Annotated in this window: 19 protein-coding genes and 1 riboswitch; of the genes, 8 read left to right on the top strand and 11 right to left on the bottom strand. The window is 55.6% G+C overall.

All coding sequences use genetic code 11. The features are described 5' to 3' along the window. Nucleotides 1–1,016 precede the first annotated feature (1,016 nt). The 3 genes from Q669_RS12935 to Q669_RS12945 all read right to left on the bottom strand — a co-directional run bounded on the left by Q669_RS12935 (nucleotide 1,017) and on the right by Q669_RS12945 (nucleotide 3,761). On the bottom strand, nucleotides 1,017–1,295 hold the full coding sequence (locus Q669_RS12935) for an Imm32 family immunity protein (RefSeq protein ID WP_014421853.1): 279 nt from the start codon (nucleotides 1,293–1,295) through the stop codon (nucleotides 1,017–1,019). A 643-nt stretch (nucleotides 1,296–1,938) separates the two neighbouring features. Further along, entirely contained in the window at nucleotides 1,939–2,712 is a 774-nt protein-coding gene (locus Q669_RS12940) for a CLCA_X family protein (protein ID WP_022992586.1), read from the bottom strand. Between the two features lie 38 nt (nucleotides 2,713–2,750). Continuing rightward, nucleotides 2,751–3,761: a 2-hydroxyacid dehydrogenase gene (locus Q669_RS12945; RefSeq protein WP_022992587.1), complete on the bottom strand. Its 1,011-nt coding sequence runs from the start codon at nucleotides 3,759–3,761 to the stop codon at nucleotides 2,751–2,753. A gap of 149 nt (nucleotides 3,762–3,910) precedes the next feature. Between Q669_RS12945 and Q669_RS12950 the strand changes: the two genes are divergently transcribed. Beyond that, nucleotides 3,911–4,504 carry a LysE family translocator gene (locus tag Q669_RS12950; protein ID WP_022992588.1) on the top strand — a complete coding sequence of 198 codons (594 nt, stop codon included), beginning with the start codon at nucleotides 3,911–3,913 and terminating at the stop codon, nucleotides 4,502–4,504. Here Q669_RS12950 and Q669_RS12955 read toward each other — a convergent pair. From Q669_RS12955 to Q669_RS12965, 3 genes are read right to left on the bottom strand one after another with little or no spacing between them, the layout of a single operon-like run. Next, complete coding sequence (locus Q669_RS12955; RefSeq protein ID WP_031211699.1) at nucleotides 4,466–5,323, bottom strand: helix-turn-helix transcriptional regulator; 858 nt, start codon at nucleotides 5,321–5,323, stop codon at nucleotides 4,466–4,468. The genes Q669_RS12950 and Q669_RS12955 overlap by 39 nt on opposite strands. 60 nt (nucleotides 5,324–5,383) lie before the next feature. Further along, a complete protein-coding gene (locus Q669_RS19545) occupies nucleotides 5,384–6,442 on the bottom strand; it encodes a ribonucleotide-diphosphate reductase subunit beta (protein ID WP_011787257.1) in 1,059 nt (352 codons plus the stop codon). Between the two features lie 27 nt (nucleotides 6,443–6,469). Next, complete coding sequence (locus Q669_RS12965; protein WP_022992590.1) at nucleotides 6,470–9,232, bottom strand: ribonucleoside-diphosphate reductase subunit alpha; 2,763 nt, start codon at nucleotides 9,230–9,232, stop codon at nucleotides 6,470–6,472. A gap of 130 nt (nucleotides 9,233–9,362) precedes the next feature. After that, nucleotides 9,363–9,552: riboswitch (cobalamin riboswitch) on the bottom strand. 105 nt (nucleotides 9,553–9,657) lie between these two features. Between Q669_RS12965 and Q669_RS12970 the strand changes: the two genes are divergently transcribed. Next, nucleotides 9,658–10,380 (top strand): DUF3047 domain-containing protein, encoded by a 723-nt coding sequence (locus tag Q669_RS12970; RefSeq protein WP_022992591.1) that lies wholly within the window; start codon nucleotides 9,658–9,660, stop codon nucleotides 10,378–10,380. 43 nt (nucleotides 10,381–10,423) lie between these two features. On the opposite strand, the gene Q669_RS12975 is transcribed toward Q669_RS12970, so the two are convergent. Next, on the bottom strand, nucleotides 10,424–11,227 hold the full coding sequence (locus Q669_RS12975) for a substrate-binding periplasmic protein (RefSeq protein WP_022992592.1): 804 nt from the start codon (nucleotides 11,225–11,227) through the stop codon (nucleotides 10,424–10,426). Nucleotides 11,228–11,339: 112 nt separating this feature from the next. After that, a complete protein-coding gene (gene nhaB / locus Q669_RS12980) occupies nucleotides 11,340–12,845 on the bottom strand; it encodes a sodium/proton antiporter NhaB (protein ID WP_022992593.1) in 1,506 nt (501 codons plus the stop codon). A gap of 325 nt (nucleotides 12,846–13,170) precedes the next feature. Between nhaB and Q669_RS12985 the strand changes: the two genes are divergently transcribed. Next, on the top strand, nucleotides 13,171–14,151 hold the full coding sequence (locus tag Q669_RS12985; RefSeq protein ID WP_022992594.1) for a substrate-binding domain-containing protein: 981 nt from the start codon (nucleotides 13,171–13,173) through the stop codon (nucleotides 14,149–14,151). Then, the gene (locus Q669_RS12990; protein ID WP_022992595.1) at nucleotides 14,148–16,223 is read left to right on the top strand and encodes a sensor domain-containing diguanylate cyclase; all 2,076 of its coding nucleotides are present in this window, start codon (nucleotides 14,148–14,150) and stop codon (nucleotides 16,221–16,223) included. The genes Q669_RS12985 and Q669_RS12990 overlap by 4 nt, the downstream gene beginning before the upstream one ends. A gap of 8 nt (nucleotides 16,224–16,231) precedes the next feature. On the opposite strand, the gene Q669_RS12995 is transcribed toward Q669_RS12990, so the two are convergent. Genes Q669_RS12995 through Q669_RS13005 form a run of 3 tightly spaced genes read right to left on the bottom strand, consistent with a single transcriptional unit; the run spans nucleotide 16,232 to nucleotide 19,412 of the window. Beyond that, complete coding sequence (locus Q669_RS12995; protein ID WP_022992596.1) at nucleotides 16,232–16,996, bottom strand: HAMP domain-containing protein; 765 nt, start codon at nucleotides 16,994–16,996, stop codon at nucleotides 16,232–16,234. After that, on the bottom strand, nucleotides 16,993–18,939 hold the full coding sequence (locus Q669_RS13000) for a bifunctional diguanylate cyclase/phosphodiesterase (RefSeq protein ID WP_022992597.1): 1,947 nt from the start codon (nucleotides 18,937–18,939) through the stop codon (nucleotides 16,993–16,995). The genes Q669_RS12995 and Q669_RS13000 overlap by 4 nt, the downstream gene beginning before the upstream one ends. Beyond that, nucleotides 18,936–19,412: a molybdopterin-dependent oxidoreductase gene (locus Q669_RS13005; RefSeq protein WP_223268740.1), complete on the bottom strand. Its 477-nt coding sequence runs from the start codon at nucleotides 19,410–19,412 to the stop codon at nucleotides 18,936–18,938. Before Q669_RS13005 ends, Q669_RS13000 begins: the two co-directional genes overlap by 4 nt. A 411-nt stretch (nucleotides 19,413–19,823) precedes the next feature. Between Q669_RS13005 and Q669_RS19110 the strand changes: the two genes are divergently transcribed. From Q669_RS19110 to Q669_RS13025, 4 genes are read left to right on the top strand one after another with little or no spacing between them, the layout of a single operon-like run. Then, nucleotides 19,824–20,414, top strand: a complete 591-nt coding sequence (locus tag Q669_RS19110) for a TetR/AcrR family transcriptional regulator (protein WP_022992599.1) — start codon at nucleotides 19,824–19,826, stop codon at nucleotides 20,412–20,414. Nucleotides 20,415–20,448: 34 nt separating this feature from the next. After that, on the top strand, nucleotides 20,449–21,579 hold the full coding sequence (locus Q669_RS13015) for an efflux RND transporter periplasmic adaptor subunit (protein ID WP_028867968.1): 1,131 nt from the start codon (nucleotides 20,449–20,451) through the stop codon (nucleotides 21,577–21,579). Next, nucleotides 21,579–24,620, top strand: coding sequence for an efflux RND transporter permease subunit (locus Q669_RS13020; RefSeq protein WP_022992601.1), 3,042 nt, complete (start codon nucleotides 21,579–21,581; stop codon nucleotides 24,618–24,620). Before Q669_RS13015 ends, Q669_RS13020 begins: the two co-directional genes overlap by 1 nt. Next, a complete protein-coding gene (locus Q669_RS13025) occupies nucleotides 24,621–25,097 on the top strand; it encodes a small multi-drug export protein (protein WP_022992602.1) in 477 nt (158 codons plus the stop codon). The last annotated feature ends 2 nt before the right edge of the window (nucleotides 25,098–25,099 follow it).

Raw genomic sequence — 25,099 nt, forward strand, 5'->3', positions numbered from 1 at the left:
GATATAGGAATAATTAAATCCTGAATCCGTGAGTTCAGCTCGTTGAAGTCACGGATTCAGGATTTAATTATTCCTATATCTTTGATCCAATTACTTTCAATAGTCTAAATAGATTCTTAACGCTTGCAGCATGCGCGCCCATGAAATGGAGCTGAAGGCGCAATGTAATGGGCGTCGCCGTGCCTGCACTTGTTAAATTCAGCCTGACTGATTGCCATAGAGCCTGGCCCCGTAAACGATGTGCAAATAGAAAAGAAGCGGAACAAAAAAGAGTAACGCTAAACCAACGATCCCCTGATGCTCTAGGGATTGTCGATACGTCGGTTTGATAGCTCCAAGGGAAACCGCGTAAAACACAAGTCTTGATACTGCAATGAAGGGCCAAGCCACAAGCAGAAATAGTATCCACAACACTGAAGCCACAACAAAAGCTTGGGCAAGCGACTCCAGCGTGCTGACGAGTCCCGAACTAGTGTTTTGCATAGGCTCCCTCAAATTTAACGCTGAAAGTAACCGGCGCCGAAGCGCAGCGGAGGGCACCAAAAGCACCATGCTTTTGGCGTCCGGTTGACTGCCTTGTTAGAGGCTCTGCTTGAGGTCATGCAGGTCCACGGTCCCTGGACAGATTACTGATTGCTTGTTGTCTTTCTCCGCTATTAGCTTGAAGCACGACTTCTCAGCCCCGTCTTCAATCGGCCGAACGCCGTCCAGCACACATAAAACCCCAAATAATGTCGCGTCCGCTGCCTCTCGCATTGCTCTTGCTACCATCTCGCGGTCGTCGGGCGCCAATGAATTGAACCAATTAGAGATCTGAACAAGCGTTGGATCCGGTCGCCGTCCCGGTGGAGACTCGAAGTCTTCCAGGCATCCTTCAACTGCTGAATCCCTGCATTCTCTTTCAAGGGCCGCTACGAACCGCTTTGGTTCCATGTTGCCTCTAACGCCTGCAGCATGCGCGCCCATGAAATGGAGCCGAAGGCGCAATGTAATGGGCGTCGCCGTGCCTGCATTGGTTATGTTTTTGAATACGGCTTGCCACCGTCCACCGTAGGCCAACCATATACTTTGACATGATTTATAAGCCTGCCTTTTTCCGACTGCTGTTCGGATGACAACTCGTTGCCACCCCACTCGTTGGTGAAATAGTGCTCATGGGGAAAATCCCCAGCTTTCGCTTTTCCAGCAATCTCGAGAAGCTGCTTTGCAAAATACTCAAGGCCCGCTGGATCTCCATGAACAAAGACCTGCTCACCTTCCTCGTCAGTTTCGAATGTCAGTAGGTAATCGTCCATACTTCCTCAGAAAACATAACGCTAGCGGTAACCGGCACCGGAGCGACAGCGGAGGGAACCAAAAGCGGTACGCTTTTGGTGTCCGGTTGACCGCCTGGTTAAGGGCCGGTTACCCGTGGTTTTGTTTTGGCACACGATTCCGAGTGCCTACTCCCGATACCTTGCAGCAACTCGACCCATTGCGCCAGGAACCAGAGCACCGTATGACCGGATTTGCCCAGCGGATTCGACGGATTGCCCCGCGACCTGTAAACAGATTACCGGCCAAAACCGTTGCCCGACTGAGGGCTGTTTTTTGCCTGCGGGCAACCATTGAAACCGGAGCCAAACACCATACCCAAGAACACGACAGCCAGGCCTTTAACAGCTAATTATACGAACTCGTTCGTATAACACGCATTCGTATAACTCCAAAACTCTCGGCCCGCTCAAACCCCAGCTTCACCTATAAAATCAGCAGATTACCTGAACCCACCACGGCTACCGCCGGAGTTATACGCCCGTGTTCGAGCCACCCCTGCTCCATGTTGGGGGCGTATAACTCCGCCCGCCCTGTTTTTCCTTTTCAAACTTATCAGAAGGTTAGCAACAATTTCCGGAGCCTGCCCGGGGTTTTGCGAACGCGTTCGTATAACTCCGGTTTTTAGGCCGGTTTTTGCTGCAACGCGCGGCCCAGGGAATGGAAATAGGTTCGGAAGGCGGCGTTTATCCGGTCGCGCTGTTCGCCCTGTGGATATAGCCCCAGGCGGGCTTCTTCGCTCTCTTTGGTGCCTTTCACAAGAAAGGCATTCTTCACTGCAGCGTCCTGAATAAAGGCTTCGAAGGCTCGGGCACAGAGTTCTTCTGGCTGGCTGTAGTAGTGCACGCCGGCGGCCTTGTCGGCTATTGCGGAGTTCTGGAACAGGGGGCTGGGGTTTTGGCCGGTATCGTCCAGCAGGATGACCTGGTAGCAGGCTTGCAGGCGCTGGTTCAGCGGGTGCTGGATGGCGTCCTGGCAGGTGAGCCATTGGCGGGAGGCGAACTGGCCCCGGGGTATGTTGGAAAACAGTTTGTCGCCGATGTAGTGGTCGAAGGCATGAAACCATTCGTGGGCGATGCTGCCGGGGCCGGCGTTTTTGGCCAGGGCGAAGCTGCGGGTGGCGGGGGTGTAATGGGCAGACACCCCGGGGCGGCCGCCAATGCCGTATTGCAAAGCCAGGGTACCGCGCAGGGAGATCAGGCTTTCTGTGCCGCCGAGGATGGTCATCAGGTCGCACAGAGCGTCGTAGAAAAGCGCAGCGCTGCGCTGTTTTTCAGGCTCGGTTACCCAGCGGCCAATCTCGACGGATCGAAACTGGAACCGCCGGCGCACGTCTAAAAAGCTGACCGGTGCCCCGGCGCGGTGGTCGGGGCCGGTTCTGTAGAAGGGTCTGGGCATGGCGGCATTGTACGAAGGCGCGGGCGGCTTGTCTCAGTTCAGGTGCTGCCGTTGGCGGCCAGCACCCGGTTGGCGCATTCGCCGCCGGTTTCCAGGTCCGTCAGGTTGCTGAGTGTGGTGTGTGCAATGCTTTCCAGGGCGTTGCGGGTGAAAAACGCCTGGTGGCCGGTGATGACCACATTCGGGAATGTGAGCAAACGGGCGAACACGTCGTCTTTCAGCACGATATTGGAGAGATCTTCGAAGAACAGGTCGCTTTCTTCCTCATACACATCCAGCCCCAGGTAGCCCACCTGGCCGGATTTCAGGCCTTCGATGATGGCGGCGGTGTCCACCATGGCGCCCCGGCTGGTGTTGATCAGCATCACGCCTTTTTTCATTTTGGCCACGGCCGCGGCATCAATCAGGTGATGGGTGTCCGGGGTGAGCGGGCAATGCAGGGTCACAATGTCGGCTTCCCGAAACAGTTCGTCCAGGCTCACATATTCCGCGCCCAGCGTTTGCGCCTCCGGGTTGGCGTGCAGGTCGTAACACAGCACGCGGCAGCCGAACCCGCGCATGATGCGCACCACTTCCACACCAATCTGGCCGGTGCCCACCACACCCACGGTGCGGCCCCGCAGATCGAACCCCAGCAGGCCGTCGAGGGCAAAGTTGCCATCACGAATGCGGTGGTAGGCCCGGTGGATCTGCCGGTTCAGGGTGAGAATCAGGGCCACGGTGTGTTCGGCCACCGCATAGGGGGAATACGCCGGTACCCGCACCACGGCGATGCCCAGGCGTTCGGCGGCTTTCAGGTCGACGTTATTGAACCCGGCGCAACGCAGGGCCACGGCCCGGGTGCCACCGGCGGCCAGCTGTTCCAGTACGTTGGCGTCCACCAGGTCGTTCACGAACACGCATACCGCGTCGAAGCCTTTGGCCAGTGCCGCGGTGGCCGCATTCAGGCGTGGCTCCAGGAACACCAGTTCATGCTGGTGGCTGGCCTGGTTCGCCTGTGACAGGAACTGTTCGTCGTAGGGTTTGGTGCTGAAAACCGCCACTTTCATGGGATTGGCCTCATCCGGTCTGGGTGGGTACGGGGTTCTTCAAACATAAATCAAATGCCCGGCGGCGAGCCACCGCAATTTTGTTCAATACCGGTAATAGAGCCCCGTGCACACTGGGCGCCTCCGTTGGTTCACAGAGTGCTGATGCTATGAGTCTGTCTATTATCCTGCCGATGTCGGCCTTTGCCCTGGTGGCTTCGGTATCGCCGGGGCCGGTCAATCTGGTGTGCCTGAGCAGTGGCACACGCTATCCGGTATCTCAGGGCCTGGTGTTTGTCACCGGGGCCACTCTTGGCTTTATCGCGCTGTTTATCGCGGTGGGCATGGGCCTGAATTCGCTGTTGGAACACGCGCCCGGGTTTGAGCGCTGGTTGAGCTGGGCTGGCGTCGCCTTCCTGCTGTACTTGAGCTACCAACTGGCCACCGCTGATGGCCATCTCAGTGAGGATGAGGCACGCCCGGCCCCCGGCTTTGTCACCGGCGCCCTGATGCAATGGCTGAACCCCAAGGCCTGGCTTGCTTCGGTGGCGGGTATCAGCGCGTTTACCGAGGGCGGCGACAGCACCCTGCTCTGGCTGTTTGCGGGGCTGTATCTGCCCATTTGCTGGCTGTCGCTGGCCAGTTGGGTGTATGTCGGGGTCGGGCTTCGCCGGCTGGTGCAGCAGCCGCGAATCCTGCGCGGGTTCAACCGGGTTCTGGCGCTGTTACTTGCCGGAAGTTGCGTGTTCCTGTTGCTGGACTGAGGGCTGGCGATACTGGTTCGGGGTGGCCGCCACCACGCGTTTGAAGGTTCTCTGGAAATGCGCCTGGTCGGCAAAGCCGGCGTTGAGGGCCGCGTCGGCAATACTCACGCCACGTTTCAGTTCGCTCTGCCCATGCTGTATGCGGCGGTTGATCAGGTAGGCGTGGGGCGTTAACCCGTAGCTTTGCCGAAACGCCCGCACCAGATGCCCCGGGCTGTAGCCACTGAGCCGGCACAGGTCGTCCAGCGATACCTCGTCGGTACAATGGCTGTCCAGGTACTCAGCCACCGCGGCCAGGGTGCCCGAGGGGCGCGGAATGCCCCGGGCCGGCGCTTCCGCCAGGCTCTGCATCAGGTCCAGCAGATACTCGGCAACCCGGCTCTGCTTTTCCAGCAGATCCCGGCCCGGGTCCAGCAGGCAATCGGCTATGGTGCAGTAATCCTGGTACTGGCGGGGGTCGGTGATCACTGCCGTGTCCAGGTCCTGCCAGTGTTCGCTGGGCAGCAGGCCCGCCTCAAATCTGAGCCGGGTCAGCCAGGCGGTATCCACATACAGCATCAGATACGCCCAGGGCTGGTTATCAATGGGGTTGCAGGCGTGGGGCCATTCCGGGTTCATCAACACCAGCGTGCCGGCGCTCACGTGGTGCTGGTCGGTGCGGTACAGGAACGTGCTTTCACCGCCGGTTATGGCGCCGATCGACCAGTGCCGATGCGTGTGCAGGGCATAACAGACCTCGCGCCCATCCGCGACTTTGCGCAGTTCCACATGGGGCATGCGGGCGTCGCGCCAGAAGATGGGTGTGCGAGGGTCGGTCATGGTGGTTGCCTCAAAGCGAATCGGCCAGGCCGGTGCGTATGGCACTAGCCTAGCAGAAACTTACCACTCCAGCTGCGCGCCGGTCTGATACTCAATCACCCGGGTTTCGAAGAAATTCTTCTCCTTGCGCAGGGTGGCCTGCTCGTCCAGCCAGGGCGACACGTTCTTCGCCCCCGGGAACGGTTCTTCCAGGCCCACGGTGCGGGCCCGGCGGTTGGCGACAAAGCGGAACTGTTCGCTGTGGTATTCCGCCGAGTAACCCAGAATCGGGTCCCGCAGCACGTAGTTGGCGTAGGCCATTTCCGCGGCTTCGGATTCGTCCCACATCTCACGCACCGCTTTCGGGTCCAGGGTGATTTTCTCTTCCTCGAGAATCTGGTTCACCACTTTCAGGCCGAAGGAGAAGTGCATGGCTTCGTCCCGCAGGATGTACTGCAACTGTTCGCCCGTGCCCCGCATCAGGCCCCGGCGCTGCAGGGCGAAGATGGGGCTGAAGCCGTTGTAGAACCAGCAGCCTTCGAACACGGCGGCGAAGAACAGGTAGGACATCACGAAGTCCTGCAGCTCGTCCGGGTTGCGCAGGTTCATGTCGGAGCGCATGGCGGCGTCCAGCCGGCGGTTGGCCAGCTGGATTTTGCCGTTGATCTCCGGCACCACGCGGTAGCGGTTGTAGATCTCGCTCTGGTCCAGGTTCAGGGTTTCGATGCAGTGCTGGTAGGTCCAGGTGTGCAGCGCTTCCTCGTACACCTGGCGGGCCTGGTAGATCTGCAGTTCCGGCGCGCTCATCTTCTCCATCACCGCCAGGCCGATATTGCGCATGGCGAGGATGTCGGAGGTGGTCAGGTACGCCAGCACGTTCTCGTACACGTGTTTTTCCGCCGGCGTCAGCCGGTGGTGGTAGTCGTGAACGTCCTGCGCCATGTTCACGTCCAGCGGCGTCCAGTGGTTCTTGTTGGCGTTCATGAAGTACTCCCAGGCCCAGGGGTACTTGAACGGAGCCAACTGGTTGATGTCGGTCTCGCCGTTAATCACCCGCTTGTCGTCGACATTCACGGGCGCCGGGCCGCCGGTGGCGGCGGCAGTGGTTTGCGCTTTTGGTTCGTCGTCCCAGTCCAGCATGTGGGTGCCTCCCAAATAAGTAAATGGTTACTGACAAGCTTCGCAGTCGGGATTGTCGATGCTGCACACCTGCGGCTGTGGCGCCGACACCGGCGCGGTCTTCTCGGCGCCAGTGGCCCCCAGGGAGCGCAGGTAGTAGGTGGTTTTGAGGCCACGCTCCCAGGCCAGCTGATACAGGGCATCCAGCTTCTTGCCGCTGGGCTCGGCCATGTACAGGTTCAGGCTCTGGGCCTGGTCCAGCCATTTCTGGCGCCGGGCCGCCGCTTCCACCAGCCAGCGCGGGTCAATCTCGAATGCGGTGGCGTAGCGGGCCTTGAGCTCGGCGGGGATGCGGTCGATCTGCTGCACGCTGCCATCGAAGTATTTCAGGTCGTTCACCATCACGTTGTCCCACAGGCCTTCGGCCTTGAGATCACGCACCAGCGAGGGATTTACCACGGTGAACTCGCCGGACAGGTTCGATTTCACGAACAGGTTCTGGTACGCCGGTTCGATGGACTGGGACACGCCCACGATGTTGGAAATGGTCGCGGTCGGGGCAATGGCCATCACGTTGCTGTTGCGCATGCCGTTTTTGGCAATCAGCTCCCGCACCGGGGTCCAGTCGAGGCGGCTGTTGGTATTGAGCGACAGGTCGCCGTCCCGGCGGTTGTCCTTCAGCAGGCCCACCGAATCCATCGGCAGGATGCCCTGGCTCCACAGCGAGCCGTCGTAGGTGTCGTAGGCGCCCCGCTCACCCGCCAGCGTGGCGGAGGCACGCAACGCGAAGTAGCTGAGTTGCTCCATGGCAGCGTCGGCAAATTCCACCGCTTCCGGGCTGGAGTACGGCAGGCCCAGCTGGTACAGGGCGTCCTGGAAGCCCATCAGGCCCAGGCCCACCGGGCGATGCTTCAGGTTGGAATTGCGCGCCTGCGGCACGGCGTAGAAGTTAATGTCGATGACGTTATCGAGCATGCGCACGGCGGTGTTCACGGTGCGTTCCAGGCGCGTGACGTCCAGCTCGCCATCCTTGATGTGGGCAGCCAGGTTCACCGAGCCCAGGTTGCACACCGCAATCTCATCGGCGCTGGTGTTCAGGGTGATTTCGGTACACAGGTTGGAGCTGTGCACCACGCCCTGATGCTGCTGCGGGGAGCGCAGGTTGCACGGGTCCTTGAAAGTGATCCAGGGGTGACCGGTCTCGAACAGCACGGTCAGCATCTTGCGCCACAGCTGTTTGGCCGGAATTTTCTTGAACAGCTTGATCTTGCCCTGCTCGGCCAGGGCTTCATAGTGCTGGTAACGCTCGCGGAAGGCGTTGCCGTACAGGTCGTGCAGATCTGGCACATCGCTGGGGGAGAACAGGGTCCAGTCGCGGTCTTCGCGCATGCGTTCGATCAGCAGATCCGGCACCCAGTTGGCGGTGTTCATGTCGTGGGTACGGCGGCGCTCATCGCCGGTGTTCTTGCGCAGTTCCAGGAACTCTTCGATATCCAGGTGCCAGCTTTCCAGATAGGCACAGACCGCGCCCTTGCGCTTGCCGCCCTGGTTCACGGCCACGGCGGTGTCGTTGACCACTTTCAGGAACGGCACCACGCCCTGGCTCTGGCCGTTGGTGCCCTTGATGTGGGAACCCAGGGCCCGCACCGGGGTCCAGTCGTTGCCCAGACCACCTGCCCATTTCGACAGCAGGGCGTTATCGCGAATGGCCCCGTAAATGCCTTCCAGGTCGTCGCCCACCGTGGTCAGGTAGCAGGACGACAGCTGGGAATGCCGGGTGCCGCTGTTGAACAGGGTGGGCGTGCTGGCCATGTAATCGAAACTGGACAGCAGCTCATAGAATTCGATGGCGCGGGCGTTGGGGTCGTCCTCACGCAGTGCCAGGCCCATGGCCACCCGCATGAAGAACACCTGGGGCAGTTCCAGGCGGGCCTTGTTCCAGTGCAGGAAGTAACGGTCGTACAGGGTTTGCAGGCCCAGGAAGCCGAACTGGAGATCGCGCTCCGGTTTCAGGGCGTTGCCAAGGCGTTCCAGGTCAAAGGCCGCCAGGGCTTCGTCCAGCAGTTCGTAGCGAATACCGGCGTGAACAAAGGCGCTCAGGGCCTGTGGATAAATCTCTGCCAGCGGAAAACTGTGGGGCAGGTCCAGGGCTTCCGCTGTTTCCAGCCGGAGCTGTTCCAGCAGCAGGCGGGCGGTTACGGCGCTGTAGTCGGGTTCCCGTTCAATGCGGCCCCGGGCGGTCATGATCAGGGCAGACAGGACTTCGGTCTCTTCGATGCCGTCGTAGAGGTTGCGCAGGGCGTCTTCCACCAGCGAATCGCCGTTGATGCCGTCCAGGCCGGTGGCGGCCTGTTCCACCTGCTGCTTCATCAGGCCCAGGTCCAGCGGGGCGATGCTGCCATCGGCTTTTTTCACGGTCAGATGCGGGTGCGCTTCCAGCGGCTCGTCCACGGCGCGCTGGCGGGCGTGTTCTTCACGGTACAGCACGTAGGCCCGGGCCACTTTCTGCTCTTCGGCCCGCATCAGGGCCAGTTCCACCTGGTCCTGGATGTCTTCGATGTGCACCTTGCCACCGGCCTTGAGGCGGCGGCTGATGGCCTGCACTACCTGTTCGGTAACCCGGTGCACGGCGTCGTTGATGCGGGCGGAACCGGCTGCCTGGTCCCCTTCCACCGCCAGGAAGGCTTTGGTCACCGCCACACTGATTTTGGCCGGGTTGAAACTCACCAGGGTGCCGTTTCGTTTGATAACTTGCAGGGATTGGGTATCGGTCGCGGGGGCCGGGGGTTCGGCAATGGCAGTGGCTGTCATGGTGCTCTCCTGAATTCGCGTTGGTTCCGTTTCACCCTCGCGAACGCAGTGGCACACCTTGCCCCGAATACGGGCAGGCCTGACCAATCTGCTCACCCTTGAATCGCGAAGGTGCAGTCCAGAAACCCATGGGGGGCTTCTGATCCCTGGCAGGTCTTCGGACTCAGGGGCGTGAACCTTTCAGCTCTGCCTAACGTGGCGACTTCCCGGCTTGCGCCAGTGTCATCTTGCCACGCTCGTTCCCCAATACCGCTGCGCGTCAGTTCCGGATTCTCACCGGATTCCCGACTACCTCAATGATCAAGCTTTGATCACAATATATGGTAGTTAACCAAGGACACGGTCACTATATAGGGCCGAATGCGCCAAGACAAGGCACTTTTTGCAACAGAGCCTGTCCATCTCCAGACCACCGGATTTGAGGAATGAATGTGAGAATTTCGCTGCTTTGGGCCAGTACCCTGACGCTCGGTCTCGCCGCCAGCCCGGTGTGGGCAGAAACAGACCGGCTAACCCGGTTCTCCACCATGGCCTCACTGGAAGACGGCTGGGAACCTCTGACCTTTCCGAACATTGAGACACATACCCGCTACACCCTGGAAACGGAGGACGGCCAGCAGGTGGTCCGTGCCGACGCAGACGCGAGCGCCTCCGGGCTGATTGCCCGTGTTGAGCTGGTGCCCGGCGACTCGCTTACGCTGTCATGGCGCTGGAAGGTGTCGAACATCTACGAAGCCGGCAACGCCCGCGAAAAGTCCGGTGATGACTACCCTGCCCGCATCTACGTCGCCTTTGAGTTTCAGCCGGACAAGGCCGGCTTTTTTGAACGGGCCAAGCGCAAGACCGTGGAAGTGCTGTTCGGCGAGACCCTGCCCGGCAACGCCCTGAACTACATCTGGGCCAATCAGCTACCAGAGCAGAGCATGGTCGCCAACGCCTACACCGACAAAACCATGATGATTGCCGTCAACTCGGGGCCGTCGCAGGTGGGCGAATGGGTGACCGTTACCCGGGACCTGGTGGCAGATTACCGGCAGGCCTTCGGCGAAGAACCGCCCGCCATTGTGGGCGTGGCCATAATGACCGACGCCGACAACACCGGCGTGCAGGCCACGGCCTGGTATGGTGATCTGACTCTTGTGAAATAGCCTCCCAGCAAAACTGACTGCGGGAGTACTCCGACCACCGGATTTACCGGTACTGCTCCGGAAACCCCGGCACCACATAGGTTTGCTGAAACCGTCGCACCGGCGGTACTTCGCCCTTTTCGGCCAGGCGCAGGTAAGCGTCGTCAAAGGCCTCACGCAGAATGGCCGCACGCGGATTGGCCAGGGAAAACAGCCAGGCGCCATTGCGGCTGCGCATTTCCGATTCGCGAATCTCGTTATCTTCGTTCCGGCTCAGGCTTTCCTGCACCGGTTGCCGGTAGTCCAGCAGATAATCGCCACGCTGACGTTTGAGCATGTTGAGCCCGGAGCGATGGTTCGGTGCTTCGGTAATTCGGATATCGGGTTGGGCCGTCAACCAGTCTCTGAGGCCGGCATAGGTATAGCCGCCGATCAGAATCACGGTTTTGTTGCGCAGGCGATCCATGTGATCCACCGGTGGCGCGCCCTCCAGATACCAGGCACTGAGTTCCACCGGAATTGGGCTGATCCAGCTCTCCAGAACATCGTCTTTCAGTGCAGGAATGTCGGTCATGCCCATCCACAGATCGATGGTGCCATTGGTCAGATAGAGGTAGGTACGTGCGACGGGCAGATAGATGAATTCCAGTTGGTAACCCGCCTCTGCCGCCACCTTGCGGGTGATATCCACAAACTCGCCGGCGGGCTCTCCCTGCTCGTTTCGATAGCTGATGGGCGGGAATTCAACATAGGCAACACGAACGGTTGAGGATGCTTCAGCCGATGTCTCTGAGGCGCTCAACGGTGAATGGAACAGGCTCATCCCGATGAAGACCAGGGCCACAAAAGCCAGGGGCAGTCGGGACAAACACCAAATAGATTGTTGGCAACTGCGCATGAATACCGCTTTTCGTTATCTGTTTACCTGAAGGTTAACAGATACACCCAAAACTGTGCGGTAAAATATGCAAAACCATGACTCAGAACGCGTGGGTGACCATGTACAGACCGACGCCCCCCATCACGATGGTGTAAGGCAACGCCATGATCACCATGCGCCCGTAGGACAATCGCACCAGGGGCGCAATGGCTGAGGTCAGCAGGAACAGGAACGCCGCCTGGCCATTGGGTGTGGCTACGCTCGGCAGGTTGGTACCGGTATTGATGGCTACGGCCAGGGTCTGGAAGTGCTCGTAGCTGATGCTGCCGGCGTCCAGCGCCTGTTTCACTTCGCTGATGTAGACGGTCGCCACAAACACGTTGTCGCTGATCATCGACAACAGCCCGTTGGCAATGAAGAACATGCCCGGCTGCTGGCCTTCAGGCAGCGCCAGTACGTAATCAATGATCGGTTTGAACAGGTGCTGCTCGTGAATCACCGCCACCACGGCGAAAAACACCACCAGCAATGAGGTAAAGGGCAGGGATTCCTGGAACGCCTTGCCAATCTGGTGTTCGTCCGTCACGCCGGTAAAGGAGGTAATCAGGATAATCACCAGCAGGCCAATCAATCCTACTTCGGCGATGTGGAATGCCAGACCAAACACCAGAATGACCGCGGCCACCGCCTGAATCCAGAGCGCCGCCTGATCAGACTTGGTGCGCCGAGCCTTTTCATTGTCAGCGAACTCTTCCAACACCCGTCGCACCGGCTTGGGCAGTCGACCGCCATAGCCAAACCAGCGTAGTTTCTCCAGCGCCCAGCACGTGGCCAGACCGGCGAACAAAACCGGAATACTCACCGGTGCCATGTGCAGGAAAAAGCCGGCGAAATCCCAGCCAACCACCTTGGCAATCAGCAGGTTCTGGGGCTCACCCACCATGGTGGCGACGCCACCCAGGGCGGTACCGATCGCCCCGTGCATCAGCAGACTGCGCAGAAAGGCCCGGAAGTTTTCCAGATCTTCCCGGTGCAGCTCAATCACTTCGTCGTCGCTGTTGGTGTTGTGGTCTTTCTGCTGGTAGCCCTTGCCGGATGCCACCTTGTGATAGACCGAGAAGAAACCTACCGCAACGCTGATGATGACGGCGGTGACGGTCAGGGCATCGAGAAACGCAGACAACACTGCCGCAGCGCTACAGAACAGCAGCGACAACGCCGACTTGGACCGCACCCCCACCAGAATCTGGGTGAAGGTCACCAGCAGCAGCTCTTTCATGAAGTAAATGCCCGCCACCATGAACATCAGCAGCAGGATGACCGGGAAATTGGTCAGAACCTCATGGTACACCGCATCCGCGGACGTCAGCCCGATCAGCAGGGCCTCCACCGCCAGCAAGCCCCCCGGGAGCAGTGGGTAGCATTTCAGCGCCATTGCCAGGGTAAAAATGAACTCGCCGATCAGCAGCCAGCCTGCAACGCCCGGTCCAAGCACGTACATCACGACGGGATTGGCAATCAGGAATAGCAGAATAACCTGCTTGTACCAGACGGGTGCCTTGCCAAGAAAATTATGGGTGAAGCCAGCAATTACGGTGTTGGGCATTACACAATTCTTCTGAAGATGACTGCCGGAGAAGTATGCGGCATGAAGCCGTTATCTTCCTTGATATTTGTGCCCGGGGTAATGGCCCGAAGGTGGTAGAAAGGCCCACATTCAGGTGTAGGCGGGGCGTACCCCTGGCAGGGCGCCTAGTTTACCGGGAATTGGTCAACGACGCGAGTTATCCAGCGGCGGCCCTCCGCCTTTGCCAGCGACCTTGCGGGAAGCAAGTATTCACCAACAATTTGATAAAGATCATCCCAAAGAACTATATGTCGCCAAGTTACACATAGTAAAATAGGCCGCTTTCCAGCAATACGATGTCGGCATGAAACACTCTCTGGTCCGGGTATTCCGGGCACTTCCCGTTGTTCTGATCCTGATGCTCAACCCGGCATCCGACGCTGCGGCTCAGGAACGCACGCTGGCCTATCTGGTTCCCGACATTCGTATCCCGTTCTGGGACATCATGGCCCGGGGCATTCACCAGAAGGCTACTGAACTGGGCTATGAGTTATCGGTACACAGCGCTGACAACCTGTCCCGACGAGAACTGGAAGCGACCGTTGCCGCGATTGACTCCGGCGTTGACGGCATCATCCTCTCCCCGACCCAATCCTCCGCCGCCGTCACGGTTCTCAAGCTTGCAGAACAAGCCGGTATTCCAGTGGTGATTTCAGATATTGGCGCCAAGTCGGACAACTATGTGAGCTATATCGAATCCGACAATGACCAGGGCGCCTACGATCTGGGCGAACTGCTGGTTGCCGCTCTGGACGAGAAAGGCTGGATGGACGGGACGGTGGGGATTGTCGCCATTCCCCAGAAGCGAGCCAACGGCAAGGCCCGGACCGAAGGTTTTATGCGGGCCCTGGAGGAGCATGGTGTCAGCACCGCCGGCATCTACCAGCAAGCGGACTTTTCCTACCACGAGACCTACGAATTCAGTCGACGTCTGATTCAGGACAATCCGCAGCTCCGAGCCATCTGGTTACAGGGCTCCAATCAATACCGGGGCGCGCTGGATGCCATTTGGGAATCCGGCAAAACCGGCCAGATCCTGCTGATCTGCTTTGACGCCGAGCCCGAGTTTCTGGCCATGATCCGTTCTGGCGACCTCGTGGCGGCCGGGATGCAGCAGCCATTCCTGATGGGCGAAACCGCCGTGGAGGCAATGCATCGGCACCTGTCGGGTGCACCGGTTGAAAAGGTCCAGCGGCTGCCGGTGTTACCGGTACACCGAAGTAATCTGGAGCAACTCCTGCCGACCATTCAGCGCAACGTTCTGGGTAACCGGTCGCAACCATGATGAAACAAGTGGCCGCAAACACCTCTGGTTACCCCTCGTTACTGGGCCGCACTACGTCTCTGGTAGTGGCCGTTATCGCGGGCGTATTTCTGTTGCATGCGGTCTATGTTTACAGCACCGCCCGGGCAGAGATTACGGCGGGCATCGAACAGGATGTCCACGAGACTCTTGAACGCCTGAGCCGGAGCATTGCCCCATTTATCGAAGCCTACTCGGTGCACGAATACGAAAGCCTGATTGCCACCGAGATGGCCCTGAAACAACACTTCGCGGTGATACTCGAAGACTATGAGATGGGCCGGATTCTCGGCCAGCCCTACTACCTGTATGGCCAACTGCGACAACAGAACGGCCAATACAGATTGTTCCAGGAGCGCACACCACCGGTTCAGAATGAGCTTGCCCAGGCGTTTTACCAAGCCAGTGCGCCCATAGTGGGCGGCAACGAGGAATTACTGGGTAAAATCCGGATCTACGCCTCCGATGACCTGCTGGTGGCAAAGTTGGAGCGGGTAGTGCTTGAGGAACTGCTGACGGTACTGGCCCTTGCGCTCACCCTGTCGGCTTTACTCGGCACGGTGCTTCACCGCTCGGTTTTCCGTTCGATTGTCGCCATCGATGATGCTCTCAGGAACAAGGATGCCGAGGGTATTCCGCTTCAGCCTGTGCCTCCGTTCCAGTATCGGGAGCTGGCCGTGCTGAGTGATGGCATCAACACCATGCTGGACGCCATCAAGGCCTCTCGCGAGCAACTGAAACTGGAACGGAGTCGGCTGGAAAACATTATCAGCGGCACCCGATCAGGAACCTGGACGTGGAACGTCCAGACGGGAGAAACGGTCTTTAATAATCGCTGGGCCGAGATCGCAGGCTATACCCTGGAGGAACTGGCGCCGGTATCGATCGACACCTGGATGAACCTGGCGCATCCGGATGATCTGCAGCGCAGCGCCGATCTGCTGGAGCGGCATTTCCGCGGCGAGCTGGCCTATTACGAATGTGAGGCCCGGATGCGACACAAGGACGGTCACTGGGTCTGGGTTCTCGACCGCGGCCAGGTGCAATCCTGGGATGACCAGGGCCAGCCCTTGCTTATGTACGGCACCCATCAGGACATTACGGAACGCAAGCGGGCGGAGGCCAGCCTGTCGATGGCAGCGGGTGTGTTTCGCCATGCCCGGGAAGGCATTGTACTGACCAGTGCACAGGGACGAATTCTGGACGTAAACGCCGCCTTCAGCGCGCTGACAGGATACGCCCGGGAACACGTTCTGGAGCAGTATTACGAGGATATCCTGGCCTCTGACCAGTACTCCCGGGATTTTCGGCATCAGGTGCTGGCATCGCTTGATGCCAAGGGAGTATGGAGTGGTGAGTACTGGATACGTTGCCAGAATGGCTCGTTGCTGCCCTCACTGATGACCATCGCGGCGGTGCGCAGCCGGGAGGGAGAGGTGGAGCATTATGTCACGCTGTTCGCGGATATTTCCCACCTCAAACAGACCGAAGAACAGCTTCGTCATATTGCCCACTACGATCCCCTGACCGGCCTTCCCAACCGGCTGCTGCTGGGGGAGCGGCTTCAGCACGCAGTCGCCTCTACCCGACGGCACGGGGATGTACTGGCTGTGGTGTTCCTGGATCTGGATGGCTTCAAGGCCGTTAATGACACCTATGGCCATGCCACCGGCGACGAACTCCTGGTCACGCTGGCCAGGCGAATGAAAGGCATCCTGAGGGAATGCGACACCGTTGCACGACTGGGTGGGGATGAGTTTGTGGTATTGCTGCCGGAGCTTTCGTCCGGGCCTGACTGCAAAACCATCCTGTCCCGACTGCTGTCGGCATTGTCGGAGCCGGTCGAACTGCTCGAACGAACCGTTCAGGTCTCTGCCAGCCTTGGCGTCAGTTTTTATCCACAGGTGCCGGATATTGATGCCGAAGTACTGCTAAGGCAAGCCGACATCGCCATGTACCAGGCCAAACAAAGAGGCAAGAATCAGGTGCGGTTCTTCAACGGTCTGGACCACACAGACGACACCAAAGCTGTGCCGGCCGGAGATCAGGAATAGCTCTGCCTTCAACCTTTTCGGAGCTGTTCTGCCAGCTTGGTCTGCAGCAGCTCGTTCTGTACTTCAAGCTCATGAATGCGCGCGTCCCGCGTACTTCTCTCCCAGACCAACCGATCCGCAAGCTGATCAATCTCGGCAGCAATGTCGGATACCTCATCGGTTCCGTGGTCATCCAGGCGTTGCAGGTAATCCCCCTGGTTCACGGACTTCAGAAAACGACGAATCCGGCGTAGGCGCCGGACCAGGTAATGACCGGCAAGCATGGAGAACAGCGCGGCCGTCAGCACCTCAAGCCCGGCGATCATCACGCTGTTCCGCTTAGCTCCGGCCATGGCCCGTTTCTGGCCGGATAAATCCAGTCCGATTTCCACCGACCCATAACCCAGTCCCGCCTGGGTAATCACCGCCTTCGCCATGTAAAGGTCCGGAAGTGCTTCGGCTCTGCGGGAACGCTCGAACGGCTGCTTCAAGCTCTCGGGAGAGCCCGCTTCCACCAACAGCCGGCCCTCGTAATCCAGAATACGGGCGAATTCGATGCCATCAGCACGCGCAGTGGCGCTGACCAGATCCTGCAGTCCCACTCGATTGCCAAGCAGCAGGTTATCAACGGCATTGGCTGCCAATACCCGGGCGATGGATTGAGCACGGCGATCCACCTCCTGGTGGATAGAGCCATCCATGAAGTGGAATACGGAGTACAACAGAACCACCAGTATCGCTACTTCAATGGTGCCGATACCAATGACCGCCTGGACTCGCAGTGACAGCTTCATACCCGGACCTCCGCAATTGCCCGAGCGGAATCCGGGGTGGGCCAGCGCGTTTTGGCATCCAGAAGCAAACCCAGATAGTCGTTGAATGACATCGGCTTGTGAGCGTAGTAGCCCTGCACCAGAACATCCCCGAATGACTCCACTTGCTGCCATTGGGACTCGTTCTCCACCCCCTCAATCACGCTCTTCATGAACGCCTGGTTGGCCATCGACACAATGGATGCCAGGAACCTGGCTTTGTTGGCATCCAGCTCAATGCCCTCAACGAAGCAACGGTCGATCTTCAGCCTGTCGACCTTGAGCTCCCGGACGTATTCCAGGGACGAGTGGCCGGTGCCGAAATCGTCCAGGGCAAAGGTAATGCCGAGACCATGCAACGCTTCAATCACATCATTGATGTTGCCAAACTCCAGAGCCGCGTTGTCCTCGGTAATCTCCATGCATAAGGCCGCCGCGGGGATACCGGGCTCGAGCAGTAGCCGTTCAACGTTTCCGATCAGCTTCATGGACAACATGGCTGGGTTGAGGTTGATCGAGAGGTTGCCGGTATACCGGAGCCCGGAATACAGCTGCCGGGTTTCCGCGGCAACCCTGCGGAACAGCCAACAACCCAGCTGTTCCCCCAGACCATAGCGCTCGCAGAGCTCTACCACGCGATTGGGCGGGATGAATCCCAGGCTGTCGTGTTCGCAGCGCAACAGGACTTCGGCCCCGGTTACAAGGTTCACGTCGGACGCACTGACGATGGGCTGATAGACCAGCCGGAGTATCAACGTACCAGGTTCCTCATTAAACAGGCTGAGCAGACCTGCGTGAATCTGGCGTTCTTCCAGTATCCGCCGGCGCAGAGCTTCTCCGTCAATGAAATAGGACTGGTTTTCCTCCGAGGCCTGGACCAATGCACGATGCGCCTGCTGATAGCGGATCTGCCAGTCACCTGCTTTTCCGGCGCAGGGCGGCGCCACGCCGAAAACGGCTGAGGCATGCCAGACGGAATCGCCAATCCGCCAGTCAAAGCGGGTCGCAGACACCAGCTGGTAGACCGAAGACTCAACGAACTCGGGCTCCAGGGGCGCCAGTAGAATCACAAACTCACTGGCCGACACCTGGATGAGCTGATCATCAGACGACAATTCGCGCTGGAGTTTACGAGCAAATGCCTGGGTAAGCGAAGTTGCGCCCTCCTGGCCATATTCACTGAGCACCAGCGTGTATTTCTGAATGGCGCAGGTAATGATGCTGACGCGAGGGTCCACGCCTCCGAGGGAATGCAAATAATGGCTGTTGGGCAACCCGGTGACCGGATCGGTCTTTGACTGCTTACGCAGGAATGCCATTCCCAGCGCCAGATAGCCGAAAACTACCGCCAAGGCGACCAGTGTCAGTATCCGGAGCTTGGCCAGCCTGTCCCGGGAGGCTTCCACGCTGCTCATCAACCGACTGGTTTCATCGCCCACAAAGTTATCGGTAACCAGCTGCATAACGTCCTGCCACTGCCGATGCCATGCCGCCATGGCGTCAGACCAGCCGGTAGGGTCTCCGGCGAGGCGTCGGGTAAGAGGGTCCTCCAGCGCCTGCAAACGGGTGAACAGATCCTGCAGGCGAGCCGCATTGTTGTCGTGTTCTCGGGTGGGCGCAGACTCCTTGCTGGTCAGGAGGTAATCGTAGCGGCTCCAGAGAACGTCGTACCTCAGGGTAACCTGAGCAGGCTCGCCGACACCGCGATCAAGCAGCGACAACTCCCTATCCAGGGCGCTTGCTTCGCTGCCGAGACGAACCAGGTTCCACGACGCCATTCTCAGGGCACTGAGCGAGACACTCTGCAGTTTGCGATCCTGGAGATAGGTGTAAAAACTGGCGGACAGCAAGACACCCACCACGGAGAACAACAGGACCACGGTGATGCGGGAGAAGAGTCCCGCCAGAACAGATTGGCTGTTCATTCCTGCGTGAGTTCAATCCGGTTGAGCTGCCAGACCATGTAACGGTGGAAATCCTCACTGTCCAGCTCAGGCCGCTCCGATAACGGCAACATGATCCAGTAGGGACCACGCTGGCGGATGCTCATCGGCTCGCCGTTCTGGCGGGTGGACACAATGGCGTCCAGGCTCATCAGTTCCTTCATGGACCCTGACACCTTGTAGCCATTCAGAGCCACCAGAGTGACCTCGTTGGCCCCGGTGCTGCCAAAATGCTCGATGACCCTTGCCAGCGTTGGGCCGGAGAACTCGGCGGTACCGTCGTAGTAAGGACTGGTGGTCTCGATGACTGACTGTGGAAAACTCTCCAACAGTGCCCGATCCAGCACCAGAGTCTCCTTTCCATCGGTAATTTCGAGCGTCTGGGCAGAGGCCGAGCCGAAGGTAATGAGGAGGAGAATGGCCAGGCCTAACATTGATCGGAGACGATCATTCATCGGAAACACCCATCCTGTTGATCATAATTTGGACAGGCATCATAGTGGCGGGCGCGATTTTCAGCCAGTACCACTTGGTTACACAGTGCATCTAATTTGTGAAATCGTTTAAAACACCGAGAGAACGAAAAAAGCCCGCTGGCTGATGCGCGCAACGGGCTTTTCAAACTGTGGTAATCAAATAAAGTTAGAAACTTACTGCTCTCCGAAGCCTATTAATCAATAAGATAATAGCCTTTGCAAATTAATAAAGTTGGTAACAGATTGCCCGTAAAACCCTAAAGCTATTTTTATAAAAATAATAAAGATAGTAACATTCAGAAAAATCCACTTCTACGTCACCCGATATCAGTTGACACGAATCACTTCTATTTATATAATTGACCGATCACTAAAGTAAATGGTGCTTTTATGTCTAATTTAGGTCGTCCAGTGAATTACGCGGCTCGAGAGGCCAAAATCGAAGCTATCCTTGATGCTGCCGTCCAATGCTTTGTTAAAAAGGGCTTTCATGGTGCAGGCATGGCAGAAATATCCCGTGCTGCAAAAGTCAGCCAGGCAAGTTTCTATCAATACTTTGCCTCAAAAAATGAACTCATTCTGGAAATCGCCAAGCGCTATTCTTCCAGAGATCTCGATGCTTTGAGAAGAATTGAGAGCGCTAGTGATTTCATGGATGCTTTGGAGCAAGAGGCCTATCTCACAGGCGATAAAATAGGAACTATTATGTATCTGGAGATCCTCGCAGAGTCATCCAGAAACCCAGAAATTAAGAAAGCGGTACAGGATTCAGGTCAAGAGCTCTTTGACACCTGTTGTACCATGATCAAGAAATTACAGGATAAAGATGAGACAAGTTATTTGCTCACACCCGAGCAAATAACACACTATATCTTTGCCTACATTGATGGTTTGTCCTGCCAGATAGCGACTGCGGATATCGAGTATTCGCGTGAACTTTTACGTCAGCTTGTTCAGACCCTTCTTACACCAAAAAAGTAATTAATATTTAAGCCATACCTCAAGAGGGTTTGTTATGAGTTCGCCATTTTATATACTCGAACGATCAGTTATATTATTAAGGAAATTTAGTAAATATGCATTAGTTTGCCTACTTGTCTTATTACAGGGTTGTAGCAGTGAAAGTATACCTGAGCCCACTGAACAGAACATTCGAGTGGTAACACTCAACGAAGTGGGTGCAAACGCGCATTACCAAGAATCTCGCTTTTCTGGAATAACACAAACAGAGAGCAGAGCGCAGCTCTCGTTTGGCGTTCCTGGCAAAGTGCAAAAGGTGCAGGTGGATATTGGTAGCCGGTTAAAAGCGGGCGATATCATGGCAACACTGGATTTGGAGCCTTATCAACTAGCAGTTGATAACGCCCGCTCTGAAGCCTCAAAAGCGCAGATCGCGCTTGAAGAACACCAAGCAAACTATGAACGGCTTAATCATCTCAAATCAAATAACGCAGTTTCCCAGCAAGATTTAGAGGCGGCAAGAACACTTTTCTTAACAGCTCAAGCCTCTGTGCGTGAAGCACAAAGCCGAGTCAGACTCACAGAAAGAGAACTTTCTCAAGCAGTAATAAAAGCCCCCTATGATGGTGTTGTCTCTACCAGACAAGTGGAACCCTTTGAAGAGGTGGCTCAGAATCAGGTCATATTTACTTTCGACAGTTCAGCGCAACTTATTGTTGAATCATCAATCCCCGTACCTTTGGCAAATGCTCTACGTTCTACAAATGAACAGATTATCAGTATTAGTCATCAAGGGGCGTCTTTTGAGGCTGAGTTGTCTCATATTGCAGAGCGCGCAAGTAATGGCTTGAGCTTGCCTGTTAAACTGCGTATACAAGTGCCAGAGGGAAATTTTTTACCGCCAGGTCTCGTGGTTGCAGTGAACTATCGTCTGAAAAATAGTGAAAACGTTCTCTTGGTTCCTCACGGCGCAGTTTATATTGAAGCAACAAGTAACAGCGCTTTCCTCTACTCCTTTAACGGTGAGTCCAATACCGTTAGTAAAAAACCTGTACAAATTGTCGATATTCAACCGTCAGGCTACATTATTAATGCTGAGTTGGAACTCGGAGAGAGATACGTAGCAGCCGGAGCAGCCTTTATCAGTGATGGGCAACAGGTTCGTGTTTTAGGGGAGACGCGTTAATGTCCATTACCAACTTCTCACTTGCTAACAGCCGTTTAGTGCTCTTTCTGTTTTTTATGCTTACGAGCATAGGGTTGGCGTTATACCCGAATTACCCGTCACAAGAGGAGCCCACACTCCCGATAAATGTCACTGTGATTACCGCTTATCACCCTGGTTTAGATATTTATCAAACGGAATCGCTATTGGCGCGCCCGGTTGAACGTGCTTTGCGTGAACTGGAAGAAACTAAAAATATCACCACGTCTATTCGTGCTGGAGAGATCCATATCTCTTTGGAAATTAAGGACGGAACACCAGACTACGCGCAATCATGGCTTAGAGTCAGAGCGAAAATGCAGGATGTGCAGAACTCACTTCCCGAGGGTGTATCTGGGCCTTTTGTTAACGATAGTTATGATGCTGTTGCCGTAATGACTGTTGCACTCAGTGCCCCCAATCACACGTTTGAACAACTTAGAAATAAAGCCAGTGAGTTGCGGGATTTTCTTTACGATATCCCAGGTATGGATAAAGTCACCTTGCATGGCGTTACTGAGGAGCAAGTGAACATCAATCTTAAACCGTTTGCTGCGTCGAAATTTTCGATAAAGCCTAATGATATCTACCTGCAATTACATAAAAACAATACGTTTGATGATATTGCCAGAGTGAATTTTAGCGACCAAGAGAGTCGTATTTATGTCAGAGGGAGCTATAACTCTATTGAAGATATTAAAGCGATACCTATTGTGCTGCAAGATGGCAGTCAGTTACCACTTGACACGCTAGCTGATGTGATAAGGACGACAGCACAACCGCTTAATACCGCCGCCTATTTAAACGGGGGACAGGCGATTGTTCTTGCTGGCTATATGACGCCCGGCGTAAATATGGTCGATTTCAATGATCGCCTTCGTACACAAATAGCAAAATGGGAACATGATTTACCTGCTGGCTTTCAATTGAAAATCATCACCGACCAAGGTGAAGTTGTTAATCAAGTCATATCTAAAATGATTTCAACTCTTTTGGAGACGATCCTAGTCGTGACTGTAGTCACTGTTATCGCCTTGGGTTTACGCGCTGGTTCACTGGTGGGATTAGCCGTGCCCATTACAGGGATTATGACATTAGTCGTTTTACGAGTGCTTGGTGTTGAGCTTAATGAGGTGAGTATCGCCTCGTTTATCATTGCACTTGGGATCTTGGTTGATAACCCGATGGTGATTGTTGAGGATATCTCAAAACGTATTAATCAAGGTGAGTCTGGTAAATCAGCAGCCTTACACGCCGGAAAGACACTGGGTACGCCAATGCTGATTGCTAGCCTAACGGTTATCCTGGCATTCGCCCCACCTATGTTCACCGATAATATCACTGCGATTTATATGCAGACGCTAACCATCGTTATTGGCGTCATGCTGATCATTTCCTGGTTTGTTGCCATTATGCTGGTGCCGATTTTGGCGCAGTGGTCTATAAGAAAAGGTAAAAACACTTCTGAGCAAAGTGAGCTCTCGCGCTTAATGATGATCATGTCTCGCTTTTGGGACAAAGTCATTAGCTGGCCAAAAGCATTTTTAGCAGGTGCGACAGCAAGCCTGATCCTATCGTTATTTTTATCTGCGACTATTCCAGAGGCATTCTTTCCACCGTCGGAACGCTCACAAATGCAAATATCCCTTGAGCTCCCAGCAGGTACGCCTGCAAACCGCACAGCTGAAGTTGCACAAGAAATGACGCGATGGCTTGCAGAGGAACAACGTTTTCCGCAGATTACAGGCGCTACTGCGTATGTTAGTGAAGGGGGGCCACGCTTTATCCTAGGCCTGAATCCGCCAGATCCGGCTCCGCATACCGCTTACTTTGTTATCAATCTTAGTAAAGAAACCAATGTTGCGGCTTTTGTAAGCCAACTTAGGGCTGAGATGCCTCCTGTTTTCCCCTATGCCAAGCTCGGGATTAACCCGTTTTTCATGGGCTCCACGCCTCCAGGCGAAGCAGCCATTAGAATCATCGGCAACAACCATAGTAATTTATTACAGGCTGCTGCAACGATTCAAGAGGCGCTTAGCAAAGTAGATGGAACCATTAACATCAAGCAGGACTGGGAACAACCTATCCCCAGCTTGGTGGTAAATGTAGACCAAGCCGCAGCAAGCTATGCCGGAGTCACACGAGGAGACATTTTTTCCGCTCTTAGGAAAAATACTCTCGGAGAGAGTACATCTGAGCTTCGGGAAGGAGAGTTCTTGCTGCCTATTATGCTGGCAATGCCAACAGATAACGCGTCACTGTCGCAGTTAAATAATATTCAGATTTTCTCACAATCTTCTGATAAAACCGTTTATTTATCAGAAATTGCTCGCGCTGACACAGAGTTTCATCCGTCGATTGTGAAGAAAAGAAACTTGCGGCCAACTCTGACGGTGACAGCGCTTAATCCGGCGATGACCTCTAAAGAGTTGGTTTCCAACATAGCAGAAACGTTGGAGCAGGTTCGCAATACCGGCAAAGTGCAAATCGAGTTTGGCGGAGAGATTGAGGAGAGCGAGGTCACCGCAGAAGCTATTTTTGCTTTCCTACCACTTTGTGTACTTATGATGATCATTTTATTCATCCACAAGTACAACTCGTTTCGTAAGGTGGCGATCATTGTACTAAGTATACCCTTCTGTGCCATTGGGTTACTTTTAGCACTGATCATTTTCAGGCTGCCTTTCGATTTTATGGCGAATTTAGCGATATTCGCCCTGATAGGCATTATTGTGTCGAATGCGATGCTAATTATCGAACAAATTGATATCGAGAAAGACGCAGGAAAATCTGAACTTGAATCACTCAAATCAGCTTTAATGCAACGGTTTCGCCCTATTATGTTGACACAAATAACCACTATTTTAGGGCTGCTTCCTTTGCTTATCGCCAATGATCCGCTATGGCGCTCGTTTAACGTTGTGATATTGGGCGGCCTTATTTCAGGCACCATTGCATCCTTTATCGTTGTGCCAAGCTTATATGTTTTGTTCTTCACAAAAAAAGCAGCAAGGGCAATCTAAATGAATGACTTATTACTCTATATCAGTGTCTTTGTGGGGGCGGCAATTCCGGTGCTCGAAGTTTGGATTGCCGTCCCATTGGGTGTTATTGCTGGGTTACCATGGTTTCCGTCTGCACTTGCAGGCTTTTTCGGAAATTTGCTTTCGCTGTTACCCATAATTTATGCCAGTGAAAAAGTTAAGTTATTTATGAAGCGTTGGCGAAATAAACCCGAAACTGAGCAAGCTGCCCCCGACATAATGGATCGTAAACATGTAATTATGGAAAAATTTGGTGTTCCAGGCTTGGCTTTTCTGGGGCCATTTTTGATTGGTATCCATGCCGCTGGTGCATTTGCAATTGCCATTGGGGCTAACAGAAAGGTTGTTATGTTTTGGTTTACCTTGTCACTGCTGGTCTGTTCGTTACTATTTGGATTTTTGGCGTCATTGGGGATCACTCAAATAGGAGAAGAAAAACAGCTTCCCTTTATGTAGTG

Origin of the sequence: Marinobacter sp. C1S70 (genome assembly GCF_000475355.1) — a bacterium.
Taxonomy (GTDB): domain Bacteria; phylum Pseudomonadota; class Gammaproteobacteria; order Pseudomonadales; family Oleiphilaceae; genus Marinobacter; species Marinobacter nauticus.

Excerpts from the sequence above, each read along its gene's own strand:
- Q669_RS12935 (WP_014421853.1), bottom strand. The coding sequence starts at position 1,295 with ATGGACGATTACCTACTGACATTCGAAACTGACGAGGAAGGTGAGCAG.
- Q669_RS12940 (WP_022992586.1), bottom strand. The coding sequence starts at position 2,712 with ATGCCCAGACCCTTCTACAGAACCGGCCCCGACCACCGCGCCGGGGCA.
- Q669_RS12945 (WP_022992587.1), bottom strand. The coding sequence starts at position 3,761 with ATGAAAGTGGCGGTTTTCAGCACCAAACCCTACGACGAACAGTTCCTG.
- Q669_RS12950 (WP_022992588.1), top strand. The coding sequence starts at position 3,911 with ATGAGTCTGTCTATTATCCTGCCGATGTCGGCCTTTGCCCTGGTGGCT.
- Q669_RS12955 (WP_031211699.1), bottom strand. The coding sequence starts at position 5,323 with ATGACCGACCCTCGCACACCCATCTTCTGGCGCGACGCCCGCATGCCC.
- Q669_RS19545 (WP_011787257.1), bottom strand. The coding sequence starts at position 6,442 with ATGCTGGACTGGGACGACGAACCAAAAGCGCAAACCACTGCCGCCGCC.
- Q669_RS12965 (WP_022992590.1), bottom strand. The coding sequence starts at position 9,232 with ATGACAGCCACTGCCATTGCCGAACCCCCGGCCCCCGCGACCGATACC.
- Q669_RS12970 (WP_022992591.1), top strand. The coding sequence starts at position 9,658 with ATGAATGTGAGAATTTCGCTGCTTTGGGCCAGTACCCTGACGCTCGGT.
- nhaB (WP_022992593.1), bottom strand. The coding sequence starts at position 12,845 with ATGCCCAACACCGTAATTGCTGGCTTCACCCATAATTTTCTTGGCAAG.
- Q669_RS12985 (WP_022992594.1), top strand. The coding sequence starts at position 13,171 with ATGAAACACTCTCTGGTCCGGGTATTCCGGGCACTTCCCGTTGTTCTG.
- Q669_RS12990 (WP_022992595.1), top strand. The coding sequence starts at position 14,148 with ATGATGAAACAAGTGGCCGCAAACACCTCTGGTTACCCCTCGTTACTG.
- Q669_RS12995 (WP_022992596.1), bottom strand. The coding sequence starts at position 16,996 with ATGAAGCTGTCACTGCGAGTCCAGGCGGTCATTGGTATCGGCACCATT.
- Q669_RS13000 (WP_022992597.1), bottom strand. The coding sequence starts at position 18,939 with ATGAACAGCCAATCTGTTCTGGCGGGACTCTTCTCCCGCATCACCGTG.
- Q669_RS13005 (WP_223268740.1), bottom strand. The coding sequence starts at position 19,412 with ATGAATGATCGTCTCCGATCAATGTTAGGCCTGGCCATTCTCCTCCTC.
- Q669_RS19110 (WP_022992599.1), top strand. The coding sequence starts at position 19,824 with ATGTCTAATTTAGGTCGTCCAGTGAATTACGCGGCTCGAGAGGCCAAA.
- Q669_RS13015 (WP_028867968.1), top strand. The coding sequence starts at position 20,449 with ATGAGTTCGCCATTTTATATACTCGAACGATCAGTTATATTATTAAGG.
- Q669_RS13020 (WP_022992601.1), top strand. The coding sequence starts at position 21,579 with ATGTCCATTACCAACTTCTCACTTGCTAACAGCCGTTTAGTGCTCTTT.
- Q669_RS13025 (WP_022992602.1), top strand. The coding sequence starts at position 24,621 with ATGAATGACTTATTACTCTATATCAGTGTCTTTGTGGGGGCGGCAATT.